This window comes from Paraburkholderia sp. RL17-337-BIB-A (assembly GCF_046025895.1).
Taxonomy (GTDB): domain Bacteria; phylum Pseudomonadota; class Gammaproteobacteria; order Burkholderiales; family Burkholderiaceae; genus Paraburkholderia; species Paraburkholderia fungorum_C.
This window is the reverse complement of sequence record NZ_JARESY010000003.1, coordinates 177,556-190,708: the sequence shown is the minus strand read 5'-3', so window position 1 is coordinate 190,708 and position 13,153 is coordinate 177,556. Positions and strand designations below refer to the sequence as shown.

General features: G+C 60.0%; 12 protein-coding genes. 8 read left to right on the top strand and 4 right to left on the bottom strand.

Annotated elements, in window-relative coordinates; genetic code table 11:
• Genes P0D84_RS38635 through P0D84_RS38600 form a run of 8 tightly spaced genes read left to right on the top strand, consistent with a single transcriptional unit; the run spans position 1 to position 9,541 of the window.
• Entirely contained in the window at positions 1-609 is a 609-nt protein-coding gene (locus tag P0D84_RS38635) for a TcpQ domain-containing protein (protein WP_408349672.1), read from the top strand.
• Between the two features lie 6 nt (positions 610-615).
• Complete coding sequence (locus P0D84_RS38630; RefSeq protein ID WP_408346918.1) at positions 616-2,220, top strand: type II secretory pathway protein; 1,605 nt, start codon at positions 616-618, stop codon at positions 2,218-2,220.
• A complete protein-coding gene (locus P0D84_RS38625) occupies positions 2,157-3,509 on the top strand; it encodes a type IV pilus inner membrane component PilO (RefSeq protein ID WP_408346915.1) in 1,353 nt (450 codons plus the stop codon). The genes P0D84_RS38630 and P0D84_RS38625 overlap by 64 nt, the downstream gene beginning before the upstream one ends.
• Entirely contained in the window at positions 3,496-4,083 is a 588-nt protein-coding gene (locus P0D84_RS38620) for a hypothetical protein (protein WP_408346912.1), read from the top strand. The genes P0D84_RS38625 and P0D84_RS38620 overlap by 14 nt, the downstream gene beginning before the upstream one ends.
• Positions 4,084-4,087: 4 nt before the next feature.
• On the top strand, positions 4,088-6,445 hold the full coding sequence (locus P0D84_RS38615; protein WP_408346909.1) for a GspE/PulE family protein: 2,358 nt from the start codon (positions 4,088-4,090) through the stop codon (positions 6,443-6,445).
• 15 nt (positions 6,446-6,460) lie between these two features.
• Positions 6,461-7,579 carry a type II secretion system F family protein gene (locus tag P0D84_RS38610; protein WP_408346906.1) on the top strand — a complete coding sequence of 373 codons (1,119 nt, stop codon included), beginning with the start codon at positions 6,461-6,463 and terminating at the stop codon, positions 7,577-7,579.
• A 60-nt stretch (positions 7,580-7,639) separates the two neighbouring features.
• On the top strand, positions 7,640-8,230 hold the full coding sequence (locus tag P0D84_RS38605; protein WP_408346903.1) for a hypothetical protein: 591 nt from the start codon (positions 7,640-7,642) through the stop codon (positions 8,228-8,230).
• A gap of 15 nt (positions 8,231-8,245) precedes the next feature.
• Positions 8,246-9,541 carry a hypothetical protein gene (locus P0D84_RS38600; RefSeq protein ID WP_408346900.1) on the top strand — a complete coding sequence of 432 codons (1,296 nt, stop codon included), beginning with the start codon at positions 8,246-8,248 and terminating at the stop codon, positions 9,539-9,541.
• Between the two features lie 668 nt (positions 9,542-10,209).
• Here the strand turns inward: P0D84_RS38600 and P0D84_RS38595 are convergent.
• The 4 genes from P0D84_RS38595 to P0D84_RS38580 all read right to left on the bottom strand — a co-directional run bounded on the left by P0D84_RS38595 (position 10,210) and on the right by P0D84_RS38580 (position 13,125).
• Positions 10,210-11,205, bottom strand: coding sequence for a CAP domain-containing protein (locus P0D84_RS38595; RefSeq protein ID WP_408346897.1), 996 nt, complete (start codon positions 11,203-11,205; stop codon positions 10,210-10,212).
• A gap of 166 nt (positions 11,206-11,371) precedes the next feature.
• Positions 11,372-11,749 carry a hypothetical protein gene (locus P0D84_RS38590; protein ID WP_408346894.1) on the bottom strand — a complete coding sequence of 126 codons (378 nt, stop codon included), beginning with the start codon at positions 11,747-11,749 and terminating at the stop codon, positions 11,372-11,374.
• Position 11,750: 1 nt separating this feature from the next.
• Complete coding sequence (locus P0D84_RS38585; RefSeq protein ID WP_408346891.1) at positions 11,751-11,921, bottom strand: hypothetical protein; 171 nt, start codon at positions 11,919-11,921, stop codon at positions 11,751-11,753.
• Positions 11,922-11,940: 19 nt separating this feature from the next.
• Positions 11,941-13,125 (bottom strand): FlhC family transcriptional regulator, encoded by a 1,185-nt coding sequence (locus tag P0D84_RS38580; RefSeq protein ID WP_408346888.1) that lies wholly within the window; start codon positions 13,123-13,125, stop codon positions 11,941-11,943.
• Positions 13,126-13,153: the final 28 nt, after the last annotated feature.

Below are 13,153 nucleotides of genomic sequence, written 5' to 3'. Positions count from 1 at the left end.
ATGAACATCATGCCCACCCGTCGTCGCGCCGCACTGCTTGCGCAAGTTTTCGCATCGCTCACGCTGACCGGACTTGCGACCGCTTCGTTTGCGACCGACCCGAACCAGTCGCAGATTTCGCCACCGGCAGGCGATGGCTGGCAGCTTCTCTCCGGTACATCTGCTGCGCCGGTCACCGCGCTTGCAATGGGTGGCCCAAAGTCGACAACGAAGCCCGTTGCGCCCTCTGCAATGGGCGCCGTGACGCCACCGATGCTGGCCGCTACTCCTTCGCAAGCTGGACAGAGCCCGTACGCGGTTGCGCCTGTGGTGCTTCCGGGGGCGAGCGGTGCTGCGCCGGGCGGCGTCCTGACGCTGGCGGTCACGCCGCAGGACATCAACCTGCGCAATGCGCTCGACCGCTGGTTGCAACAACAGGGCTGGCAACTGGCCTGGAAAATTGACGATGACCTGCCGCTAGAGTTCAACGCGACATTCAGCGGGGATTTCGACTCTGTGCTGACGCAGGTGATGCGCGCCACGAACCATATGCGCACGCCGACCCGGGTTTGCGAACACACCAACAACGTAATTCGCGTGGTCGCCCGCGCAGCCAACTGCCAGGACTGATTGACGATGCGTGCGAACCGCTTCCAAGCTGCTGTATCCCTTCTCGTTGCATCCGTGCTTACGGGTTGTGCCGTGTCGCAATCGGACGTGAACGGGGCATATGACGCCGCCACGGCCGACGCATCGCACGCGATGGCAAACATGGGCGACTCGCTGGCGCTCGTCGAACATGTGCCGACTGCGTTCCTTGGTGACCGACTGGTGCCGGTCGCATACGAAGCAACCCTTCCGGCGGTATTCCGCGAAAAGAGCGTCACGTTCCCAGCGAACCTGCCGATCACCAGAATCGCGACGCTCGTCTCCGACGCTTCGGGCTATCCGGTTCACCTGAGTCCAGACGTATTCATCCCGCGCGAGGCACTGGTTGAGTCCATCTCGGGATCGGGCGGTGGTCAGGCGAACATGGCGGCCACAGCCAACGTCGAGCCGGTCTACAGGCAACCGGGCAATGCGAGGATCGGCCAGTACCTGCACAGCGTGACAGAAGATCTTGGCCTCGCCTGGAACTTTGACGGTGCGACGATCAACATCTCGCGTTTCGTGACACGAACTTTCCAGATCGCAGCAATTCCTGGCGCCGTAAGCATCAAGTCGTCGATGTCAAAGGGCACGGATACCTCCACAGGTACGCAGACCACGGGAACGGGAACCACGAGTGCTAACACCGGTTCCTTCTCGGCAGTGACGTCGACGGGCCGGGATGGCACGTTCAACCAGATCGACCTGATCACGAAGGAACTCCAGAATCTGAAGACGCCCCTCGGCAAGATCACAGTCAATCCGCAGAGTCGGCTCGTGACGGTAACCGACACGAAGGAGGCCGTCGATCGGATGAATGAGGTGCTGACACGCGAGAACGCAGTTTCTACGCGTCAGGTGTCGATCCGCGTGCGGACGTTGCAGATCGCGCTTAACGACGGAACGCAGGCCGGCGTGAATGCAGACATTGTGTTCAACCGGATCTCGAATGGTCTTTCGAAATACGTGATCAGCGTCTCGTCGCCGACGTCGCTGGCGACCTCAGCCGGTTCCGTGGGACTGTCGATCCTCAAGCCGAACGCGCCGCTCACGGGTACCAATGCAGTGATCAACGCGTTAAACACGTTTGGCAAGACGATCGCGGACAACACCCAGACGAAGATGACGCTGAACGGCCTGCCGATGTCAATCGGCTCGTTCGAGACAAAGGGGTATCTCGCGGCGACAACGCCGTCGACCGGCTCGATCAGCGGGACGGCGGGCGCGCCGGGGCTGACACCGGGTTCGGTGACCGTTGGCGACTTCGTGAACATCCTGCCGGCGGTGAACGATCACAACCAGATCATCCTCTCGTACTGGAGCGATAACTCAAAGCTTAATGGTCCTTTCACGACCATTGGCACCGGCACGGGCGCCTCTGCCCAGCAGATTCAGTTGCCTGACATCGTTGGCAGCAAGGACGACCAGACTATTGCGCTGTCCGATGGCCAGACGGTGGTCATGTACGGCGCGATTACGAACAACTACGATGGTTCGAGCAACAACGGGATTCTTGGCATGAGTGGCGCATGGAACAAGGCCAAGACGTTCCAGGTGATCATGCTGACCGCGTCCGTCGTTCCGTCGATGTGAGCGGCATGATGCATTACGAGACGATACCCAACGAAAAGAAGGCGAGGCTCGTCTTCGGTCTCGAGTGGCGTGCCTATGCGACCAGGGGCGGGGCGGCCGAGCGTCGGCGTTATGCGCAGGAGTTCGACGCGACGCATTTCGCAGAGATCAAAGGTAAAGAGGAAACGGTTGCAGGTTTCTGCGCGCCGGAAGCGGGCGAGCGCAAGGGCGTGAAACTCTACTCCGCGGCCGCCCGCATCGCCGGCCTTGAGCGCGTTCGTTCGAAGCCTGCCGTGCTGGTCCTGATTCAGGACGGCAAGCGTGTGCACGTTGTGCTGGTAATGCGCGGGACCGTTCGGACTGACGAAACAGTCGCGTTGAACGCGCTGGAGGCACGTCGCGTCGCGCTCGAAGACGAGTGTCTAAAGAATCGCGCCGAGCTCGTCACGATCGGCTACGGCTCCGACCTTGCTGACCTCGATGAGCCATTCGCGGTGAGCGAACTGCTCCGGGGCAAGAGTGTCGGCCTGGTGAAGAAGGTGCCGGTCAAGGTACCCACTGCGGTGCCGGTGATCGTTATCGCCGGCGCCCTGATCTACGGGGTCAGCCAGGCGATCACCTACCTCTATCCGCCGCCACCTCCGCCCGCGCCACCGCCTACCTACATGCACGATTATCAGGGGGCTGTCGCGCGCACGTTTGCGGGGCCGCTCCCGCTTGCTTCGGCCTTCGCACCAGCGCTGCTCGACCTTTTCCGCAGCCAGGAAACGAACGTGGCGGGATGGCAGTTTCAGAAAGCGTCGTGCGGCGTTGCCGGGGCGTGCTCAATCACGTTCAAGCGCGAGGGCGGGACGTTCAGGGACTTCGACACGCGAGCTTCCGCCGGGATGCGGCCCGTCGTATTTGATGCCGGCGGTCTGCTCCTGCAAACCAGAGGTCCGGCCGTTCCGCATGTCCAGAAGGTAATGCTCAGGGAGGCAAGGCAGTGGCCCACGGCACAGGCACTCATCAAGCAGCTACAAACCGACCCGCAACGGCTTTCGACCACGCCCGACCAGTTGAGCAGTCACGGCTACGTCGTGACGCTGCGACCGCCTCAGCGCATGCTCGCCCGCCAGCCAATGGCGGGTGAGGTGACCGGGCCAATCGTTCAGGCGGGTGACTGGACCATCGATGGCTATATGTGGCAAAGCCGGCTGCTCGCAACTCTGCCAGACAGCATGGCGCTCGACACCCTTGAGCTTGAACTCAAGGAAGACGGCACCGGCGTTCATTTCACGGCGAAGGGTAAATACTATGTTCTCCAATAACGCCGCCCGTCGCGCGGCAGCATCGCTTTTTGTGCTCTGCATTGCAGGGCTCGCGCATGCTGATGACAAGCACCTGACACTGGACGACATTGATGGACTTGCACGTCAGAACCTCGTCAACTCGATGCGTAAGACAGACGGCGCGCAGCCACCGGCCCAGGGCATTGGACTGAATGCTCCGCTTTCGGCGCCCACGGCGGCTTCAGATGCACAGCCTGTGGCCCTGCCCAAACCGACGAAGCTGCCAGGTGTGCCGGTTCGCCAGACCACGCCCGTCACTTTCGTTGGTGCGTACAGCGACATGAGCGGCGCACACGTGCTCTACGACTATCAGGGCGGAATCTACCCGGCCGAACGCGGCGCGAAGCTGCTGAACGGCTGGATTGTCACGCGTGTCGATGGCTATCACGTCACCGTGTCAGAGGGAAAGCGGACATGGTCCGAAGTCATCTCTGCGCCAGCGGCTTCGGCCCAGATCGGAACCACCCCTGCACTGCTGGCCATTACTGACCTGGGTGGACCATTGCCGCCGGTGGGCGGTTTCCGGAACCCTGTTGTTTCAATCGGGAGATAAGCAGATGGGTCTCTTTTCCGGCATCGAAGCGAATGACGATGCAGTGCGCGGCGGCTTCCTGAAACGATTGCGCGGTGCGCGCCCGACCGCTTTTTTCGAAACCGGGCGTACGTCGACACGACCCGCGCAGGAACCACACTTCAATGAGCCGACGAAGGCGATCAATCCGACAGTGTCTTTCCTCGGTCGCAAGCTGTCCGGCGACGACATCATGGACGTCGACGAATTTACGGAATCCGGCGGAACCGCGACAAACCCGCGCGCGCAGACGGCCTCGAGTGAGCCACGCAGCTTCGTTGAGACGCCGGTGAACGTTGGTGCGAGCGTAGCAACGGCGCGAACGCCAGAAGCGGTCGCCGCTGGCGCGGCTGATGAACCGATCGGGAGCCTCGGGGACGCGTATGCGGAAGGCGAAGAGGCGCTGCGCGAACTCGACGAGATGATTGCAGCGCAGTCACAACCGATGGCCCGGACGCAGACTCCATCGGTACCCCCGGTCACTGAAGTGATGCGTCCTGCTGTCGTAGCAGGACCGGCGCCAGCACCGGCGCCAGCACCGGCACCAGCAGTGGCAACGAAAGTGGTAGCGGCGTCTACACAGGAGCCAGCGGATGGTGCGACTGCTGCGCACAGTGCGGCGGGTTCCGCTCACGTAGCGGCGATGCGCGCTGACGATGAGGACGATGACCAGGAACCGACAGGCACACTGAGCGGAAGGCCCGTACTCATATCGGCGGACGCGCTGCCCGACTTCAAGCGGATCATCACGGGCACCGACGCAGAATCTACGCTGCGCGTCTCCGGGGCCATACGCAAGGAGTGCGTCGCGGTCGAGATCCAGCCGGGCATCGCGATCGTCGCCGCCACGGCACGTTTCAGTGAACGCGCGCAGTTTGCGACGTACCTGAAGGATCTGGCGTCGCATGACCTTCTCGTACAGGAGGAAATGATCGCGAGCGAGGAAGTCATTGCTGCGATCTATGACCGCAAGCGCGACGTTGCGGTCAGGGGCGAGCGCGAAGCCTCGCGCGCGATCGGCAACTTCCGCGACATCATCGAGGCGGCGCATTCGTATGGTGCGAGCGACGTCCATTTCGAACCGCGTGACTTCCTTGGGGCAGTCGAGGTGCGTTTCCGCGTGAACGGTGACCTGTACACATACCGTCGCCTGCCGAAGAACATCGTTCGCCGCGCGCTGTCGGCCGCGTATTCGGATCTCGTCCAGAAAAATACGAACTCTGGCAATTCGTTCCAGCCGAGCGCTCCGCAGTCGGCAATGGTCCCGCTGGTCCTCGGGCGGGACACGGTCAACCTGCGCTGGCAATCGGCCCCCACGGTCGGTGGCTATGACGTCGGCCTGCGTCTGCTTGACGGTAATTTCAAGAATTACTCTGTCCTGATGCCCGATCAGATGGGGCTTTCGCCAAGCCAGCTCGCGCTGATCGACACACTGAACTACGTGAGCGGTGGGATCACCGTCCTTACGGGAGAAACGGGTTCCGGAAAGACGACGCTGCTGCGCGCGCTTTCGTACATGCTGCCGGATCGCGAACTCAAAAAGCAGTTCGCGGTCAGCGAGCCGTCCGAATATCCGTTGCCGTGGCTCTCGGAGATTTCGATCATCCGTCGCCCGGACGAGTCGGACGATGAAGCGAACCGCAAGTACGCCGAAGTGATCCGTACGCTGATGCGGATGGACCCGGACGACGTGACGATTTCGGAGGTGCGCGATCGCGTGGTGATGGGTCTTGTCTCCGAACTGGCGCTGACCGGCCATCCGGTGCGCTTCTCGTTGCACGCGGGCGACATCATTTCTGCGGTCATGCGCATGGCGGGCGGCCGTCTCCAGTTGCCGATTGACGAACTCGCGGCGGAAGGATTCATCAACGCTGTCGGCAACCAGAAGCTGGTCCCCACGCTCTGCCCGAACTGCAAGCTGCCTGCCGACGACCTGATGCCGAAAAGGGATCTTGACCTGCTGCGCTCGAAGTTCGGCCTTGATACATCGAAGATGGCCTGCCGCAACCATGAAGGATGTCAGCACTGCCGTCTCGATGGTCTGTTTTCGCGGGACGGGAAGGTCGCCGGCGGCACAAAGCTGCCGACACTTGTGGCCGAGCTTTACCGCCCGACGCCAGAATTCCGCGAGCAGATTGCAAAGCGCGACTGGAGCGGTGCGCGCGCCGTGTGGCGTCGCGAGCGCACCAGCACATTCGATAACGAGGATATGACGGGAAAGACCCTCTATGAACACGCTCTTTTCAAGGTTTCGCGCGGCGAAATCGACCCACAATTCATCAACCGATCGATGCAGTCGTTCGCGCAATACCGCGTGATGCCGGGTGCAGACGGGAAACTTTAACGAGGTCGCTGCGTTATGTTCAGTTCGTTGGTCGCCATGCTCCCCGAAGCGACACAGATGCGCATCGCGCGCTGGCGTTTCCAGAGTGTGCGCGAAACCTTCTACAAGGAAACGCGCCTCGATATCGAGAAGAAGGGGCTTCGTGACGTTGAAACGCTGCGTGAACGTCTCGAAACCTATGAGAAGCGCAATAAGGCGCGTGACCGGATCGAGTGGAAAGTGTTTGCACGGGTGCGCGAACGCCTCGTGAAGGGCGACTCGTTTTCCGTCGCGATCAAGCCGTTTATTCCGGGTGACGAATACACGCTGTTCGACATCGCTGCCGAATCGACGCAGAAGGATGCGGTCGTCCGGGGTTTCGAGCTGGCCGAGATGGCGGCGTTCGCCAAACGTACGCTGTCGTCGCAGACTGCGCTCCAGGTTGCCTACCCGACGTTCCTGCTGGTCTACCTGTACGGCTTCTGCATGATGTTCGGTGGCCTGATCTATCCGCAGGTCACTGAGATAAAGCCACTCGAACAGTGGCCTGATGGCGGGCGTTTGCTGTTCCATATCGACACGTTCGCCTACGAGTACTGGTGGCTTTCGGCTTCGGCGGTTATCGGGGCGATCGCAACGTACTTCTATTCGCTGAAACGCTGGGTCGGTCCCGTGCGCAACCGGTTCGACGGGTTTCCGCTGATGTGGCGCAACCGGCGCGATATGCGTGCCGCGCTGCTGATCGTGTCGCTGGCGGGGTTGTTCGACTCCAACCTGACGTTGCGCGCGGCGATCAACCGGGTGGCGAAATCCTCCGATCCGTGGATGCACTGGCACCTGACCACCATGAGCAAGCGGCTGACGCAGCGCCCAGAACAGCCGATGCGCGCCCTTGATACGGGCATCTTCTCGGAAATGATTGTAGACACGATCACTGATGCATCCGGACGCGATCAGTTCGAAGCGGCGATCAAGTCGCTTGGGCGTGACTCGCTCCAGCGTGTGGTCGAAGCCGTAAAGCGCAACGCGCGCCTTACGCACTACATGCTGCTCGGGATTGCGGTCGCACTGTTTCTGTTTATCGGTGTCGGCTCATACATCGTTACCGGCGCCGTGAACATGAGCGGCGGCATTCCGGCAGCAGGCGCGCAGTAAGCGCTCATTCGGTAGTTATTTTTTTGCCGCACTACGCGGCGTGAACATTGGGAGATTTATATGCGACAAGTAAAGACGAAGGCCGCCCGGTTGCGTTTGATCCAGACGGGGCGGCGCAGAAAGCAGTCGGGCGAGCTGTCTCTGATCGAGGCGGGTGCCTATATGGCTGGTGCCGCGCTTCTGGCAATCGCGGTGATCAAAGGCGGAGCATATGTCTACACCACCATCAGGTCGTCGCAGTTCACGAGCGAGGCGCAGATGTTCCATACGGGCATCCTGAACGCCACACAAAATGATGCAGATTTTTCTGCTGAAACATTGACCACGCTCGCAACGAACCGTGCGTTTGACGCTGCGGGGCCGCGACTGGCGTCTGACAAATCTTCGTTGAAGGGGATCTTCGACCAGCCGGTGACGATCACTATCGGCACGCTGAGCACGGCCAATGATTCGATCATCATGTCCTATCAGGTTCCGGCAGCAGTATGTGCAATGAGCGTGGCGGCCTTGACAAACACGTATTCGCAGGTCGGCGCGAATTCGACGACGCTCGCCGGGCCGACGACCACCTTTAACAGTGCGACAGCAGGCACCGCCTGCGCGTCGGCCGGCGCGTATGCGACGTTGTCCCTGTACATGTCCCGCACATAATACGGCGGGTCGATTATGGGCAGCCTACTGGAGATGATGATCGTCCTGCTCGGCGCGGCCGTGCTTACCATGCAAGGCATCAAAGAGGATGTCGCTCATAAGCGGGTCGCCCTCCTGCAGAACGAAGGGCAGCATCAGGCGTCGGTCAACGCGGCGCTCGGTGATTACATCACGAACTCCGTCGGCACATTGATTCCACCCGGGTTTTCGCAAACCAGTTCCACCGCTTTGACGGCACCGACGCTGGCGCAGTTGAGCGCGCAAAGCAACACGAACGTGACCTATAAGACAGGGCCGTTCTGGGGTGGGGCGTATCAGATCAGCCTGAGCGTTGTCCCTGCGAGCTGTTCCGCGAGCGCGGGCAACTGCCATATCGCATCGCTACTTTATCCGAGTCAGCCACTGTTGCTCGCGGGCAAACCGGATGTCGCAGGCGCCGGAGTGATCGCTTCAGCCGGTGGCAGCCAGTTCGGCTATTCAACGAATCAGGCGCCGGGCACGATTTCCGGGCTTAACGGGCAGTGGACGACGCCCAATCCCAATGGCAACGTGGCGGCGTCGATCGTGGCGATCAACGGGTTTGGAAGCGACGCTAATTCGCCTTATTACCGGCGCGATGGAGCGCTTCCTCTGACCGGTAAGCTGGCGGGGGGCGGGCAGGACGCGGATAACCTGAATAACATCAATGCGACGGGGACCGTCAGTGCGGGCGGCGCCAACATCCAGAACACGAATGGCGTTCCTAATGTAGCGATCGGTAACAGTTCTATTGCCAATAGCAATGCGGCTCAACAAATCTCGGTGCAGGCTAATGGTGGTTTGAATGTTACGAACGCTAGCGGCACCGCAAGTTCGCCAATCTCGGCCGGCAATATTACGTCGAACGGGACCGTAACAGCACCAACGGTGAACTTCAACACGGCGGCTGCGAACTGCACATGGAACACGGTAACCATGCGCTCGAACAACCAGATGTGGGTGTGCAACGAATACGGCAACTGGGTGCCAATCAGTCAGCTGATAAGCAACGTGATGACCGTGCAGAAATATCAGGGATACGCGGACGGTTCGGGTGTCTCCAAGCCGCCGTGTACCGGTGGCACGCCGACCGCAACTATCATCCCGCAGACCAACGGGGTCAACGTGGCGGCGAATCCTCCATGGCAGACATCTGTTTTCAGACTCCTTGACGAAGGCACCTGGTGGTACGTTCAGATTCTGTTGATTGACACGTCCGGTAACGCGTTCACAGGAAACAGTCTCGGCCTGACCGCCGAGGTAGATGCTCAGTGCACTTTCGGCAACACATAAGCGGTACCATAAATGATGAATGTCAGGCGTTTGCGAGGTGGGTTGGCGGTATTGATGACGCTTCTGGGTGCGACGCCGCTGGTGTCGCTTGCCCAGGTATGGAGTACGGGGTCCAACGGACAGATGGGCTACTACGGGACGCCTAATCCAGTGTCACCGAACTGCACAGCACCGCTTTTATGGACACTCACGAACGGACACTACTCGTGCCAGCCGCCCCCGCAGCCGACCTGCGGTGTCGGATACACTGAAATGTCGGCCCCATCGTGGAACGGTTCGGCTTCGGTCGGCATCGTATGTGTTCCAACGGTTCTGCCCCCGCCTCCCCCTCCGACAGGAAGCTTATCGCTGTTCATTGCTAACTACTTTTGCGAAGCGAATGAAGTGGGCGGCCCGTGGTTTTCTTCGATAGCTGGTAACACGCTTAAGATTGTCACTGCGGCGGGAGCCACCTATTACTGGGACGGGTCGGTCGTACCGTCGAATTGGTCTACATACACAGCAGACCAGATGTACCAGATGCTCTCTAGCAACAGCGCCTCCTTCCAGCTTCAACTAATGCCAAGTTTAGGTCAAAATGCCGTCACCTACTCCTCGTGGCTATGCGTGGAACCTGACTGAAGAAAAAAAAGCGCCCGCAGGGCGCTTTTTTTCAACAAGTTTACTTATCAACCGACAAAGCTTCCCGTCGTAAAACTGAAGCTTCGCGAGAATGCTTGTCCATTCACAGTGCCTGTGATCGACACGACGTAGACCGTATTCGGAGCTAGCGGCGCGGTAGGGTATGCGACGCCTTCGAACGCGGGAAGCAGTTTGTTCGGATCGCTAGCCGAATCGAGCAGTTGCAGGTTGATGACGTTGCCGGACGTATCGGTCATCGTGCCTGACTGAAGCGCTATGGTGTCAGTCGGGTTTCCAGCAACAGCTACCGGTGTACCGAACGCGCCCGACGTATTCGGCGGTGTTGGCGTTTCTCCCCCGCCCTCGTACGCGATCCCCGTAGTCCCTTGGCAAGGGAACGTCAGCGGGCCGCTTGTTGTCATGGGTTGCAGATTCGCGATGCTCAACGAGCTCTGAATCACCGGAGCACCGTTGAAAGTTGTTTGGTTAAATCCAACTCCAACGGACGTTACCGGCCATACGCCGATAGCGATGTGATAGACACCAGACAACCACGCATAGACCAGATTCTGTCCATACTGCGTGTTCGAGAGGGCGGGATATGTGTAATAGCCTCCACTTACGCCGCCAGCGTAAGTGGAGGTTGGGTAACCAAAGTGTGCGGCCCGGTCAGCATAGGTCGCGCCGGTAAATCCAGCATTGCCAGCTACCTCTGTGTCGGTGATTGTGCCGCCGTTCTGCCCCATGTAGAGCGCATGTGCGCCCGCCGCGCTATCCAGTTGGGTATTTTCGGTAAGCGCGGGGAAACCGCATTGCTGCCGTTCTTGGTTGAGCAGGTTGAATGCGGCCAGTTGTGCGCTGCCTGCTAGATACTGTGGCGTCGTCACGTTCGCACCGGTCGCCGTGCTGCTTGCCGGCGCGCTTGCGCCGGTTGCCGCCGCTGTGCCGGTGCTGCTGCCGCCTCCACCGCCGCCGCATGCGGCGACGAAAAACGCAGCCGCGATTGCAGTCGAAGTAAAATTGAATGTGCTCCTGGTCGTCATCTTTTCTACCCTTGGTTGTTGATGCAGTCGCTCCCGCGATCTGCTTACTTTCATCTTATCGAGCGCATTCCAAAGTCAAGGCAGCCTCGACTGCAACTCCGGACTGCCCGTTCATCGTTGCTGCTTTGGTATGGGTTCTTGCAAAAGTGCACGCAAAAAGTGGTGGCTACCTGCGTCGTGCGCGCCCGCGCCATGCCTTGACGCGCATCGCGACGAAGAGCGCGCACAACACGACGCCGGCCGCTACGGGCTGGGACTTACCGACCGTAGGCAACAGCAGGGCACCTCCCCACAGGATCGTGAGGAACAGCATCAGACGCCTGAAGAACTTGCTGTCGAGAATCTGAACGAGGCGGTTGCTGGGTCGACGGCACAGCGACGCATACTGCTCGTTGGACCGTTCCAGGTCGAAGCCGTCTGCCGCCCCGTGCGCCGAAGCGCGACCGGCGCGGTAGTAGCGCTCGTATTGCAGGAATCGGGCGTCGCCATGTCCTTTTAACCACGCTGCGACGCTATCGCTGAAGAGGTAAGCGAAGTCCTGCATTTCAATGCACCACATCCGAGCTGAATTCGACCGCGACGATCGCGTCATTGATGCACTGGCCATCTGCCTCCGAGTGGAACGAACCTGTCACGAGATCGAGCCATCCGAACTGCGCGCGACCGCCGACAGAAAACGCCACCAGACCCGTTTCTACGGTGAATTCGTGGGACATGATTTCCGATTCCCTTGAGTTAGTTTGGCACCTTGCGCTTGCCAGCCTGGCTCTTCGGCGTCAGCAGATAGTTGCAACCGGGGCAACTGAAGTCCTTCGCGAGTTCGATCTTTCCTTCTCCATTCGACAAGACATAATCAGTCGAGCAGCTGCGGCAAGCGGCCATCGTCAGGCGTGAATCCATCGCCATGGATCGGGTCAGATGGTTGGCACGATCGGCCGTGATCAGCAGGTTCTTGCCGAACATCTTCGCCATGATGTCGTTGGCGGCGATCAGCGCCTGCGGGATGTTGCCGTCGTTGTGGAGCGCGCTACGGTAGAGCCAGGCATATACCGAAGCCTGGAGACGGTGGACTGACTGGTCGACGTACCAGGTCAACGAACTCGGATTGCATCCGCAAGGCGAGCTAACGCCGTGAATTTCCTTGTAGGTTGTTCGCGCCTTGGTGGGATTCAGGTTGAACAGGTTGGTTGCGGTCGATGCCCGGCACCCTTGCGCCATCATCATCCGGGCAAAGATTTCCTTCTCGCTTCGCTCAAGACGCAGGTCCGTCCAGGCACTCTTGTAGGGGAGGGTTGCGGCGCTTAGCGGCGACGTGCGCATCAGGTAGTGAGCAACGGTTTCCTCAGTGAGCCAGCCGGCGCCGTATTCCATCCAGAAGTTAGGGTCGTCGAACCGCCATCTGAAGAGCGGAAACCTGATCGCGCCGATTGCATTTTCGAGTCGCGCCATCGGCAGGTTCCTGAGATAGGCGGCCAGTTCCGTCGAGATACCGAGCAGCGGCACGGCGATGAGATTCATGTGCAGCACATCCTTGAGCAACTGCAGGTAGGCGTGGTTGTAGTGAAAGATGTCGCGGCTCGTGATCTGGTCAACCCGCGGCATTTCGGCGGTCAGTTTTTCAATCTTTTGAGAAAAGATCGCACCGTCGACAAAGGTCTCCCAGTCGCGCGGATCGTCCAGGACAGGCGCGAGTGCGAGAAACGGCATGTTCATGAGCGTGGCTTTGGGCCTGATCTGTTGCTTGAACGTCTCCATGTCGTCAAGCGACAGGCCAAGCACGTTCTGCATTTCCCGGTGGCCGGCGAGAGCCAGATGCATGAAGTCGGTGAGCGCGAAATTGGCGCGCTGGATCTTCTCGGCCAACCAGTCAGACAGCAGGATGGTGTTCGACTCGTTGTTTCTCGTAGTTTCTTTTGGCATCTTGTTCAATTCATTATTTTTCTGGGGC

What these genes read in the sequence shown, in the direction of transcription:
- P0D84_RS38635 (WP_408349672.1), top strand. Translation starts at nt 1, where the DNA reads ATGAACATCATGCCCACCCGTCGTCGCGCCGCACTGCTTGCGCAAGTT.
- P0D84_RS38630 (WP_408346918.1), top strand. Translation starts at nt 616, where the DNA reads ATGCGTGCGAACCGCTTCCAAGCTGCTGTATCCCTTCTCGTTGCATCC.
- P0D84_RS38625 (WP_408346915.1), top strand. Translation starts at nt 2,157, where the DNA reads ATGGAACAAGGCCAAGACGTTCCAGGTGATCATGCTGACCGCGTCCGT.
- P0D84_RS38620 (WP_408346912.1), top strand. Translation starts at nt 3,496, where the DNA reads ATGTTCTCCAATAACGCCGCCCGTCGCGCGGCAGCATCGCTTTTTGTG.
- P0D84_RS38615 (WP_408346909.1), top strand. Translation starts at nt 4,088, where the DNA reads ATGGGTCTCTTTTCCGGCATCGAAGCGAATGACGATGCAGTGCGCGGC.
- P0D84_RS38610 (WP_408346906.1), top strand. Translation starts at nt 6,461, where the DNA reads ATGTTCAGTTCGTTGGTCGCCATGCTCCCCGAAGCGACACAGATGCGC.
- P0D84_RS38605 (WP_408346903.1), top strand. Translation starts at nt 7,640, where the DNA reads ATGCGACAAGTAAAGACGAAGGCCGCCCGGTTGCGTTTGATCCAGACG.
- P0D84_RS38600 (WP_408346900.1), top strand. Translation starts at nt 8,246, where the DNA reads ATGGGCAGCCTACTGGAGATGATGATCGTCCTGCTCGGCGCGGCCGTG.
- P0D84_RS38595 (WP_408346897.1), bottom strand. Translation starts at nt 11,205, where the DNA reads ATGACGACCAGGAGCACATTCAATTTTACTTCGACTGCAATCGCGGCT.
- P0D84_RS38590 (WP_408346894.1), bottom strand. Translation starts at nt 11,749, where the DNA reads ATGCAGGACTTCGCTTACCTCTTCAGCGATAGCGTCGCAGCGTGGTTA.
- P0D84_RS38585 (WP_408346891.1), bottom strand. Translation starts at nt 11,921, where the DNA reads ATGTCCCACGAATTCACCGTAGAAACGGGTCTGGTGGCGTTTTCTGTC.
- P0D84_RS38580 (WP_408346888.1), bottom strand. Translation starts at nt 13,125, where the DNA reads ATGCCAAAAGAAACTACGAGAAACAACGAGTCGAACACCATCCTGCTG.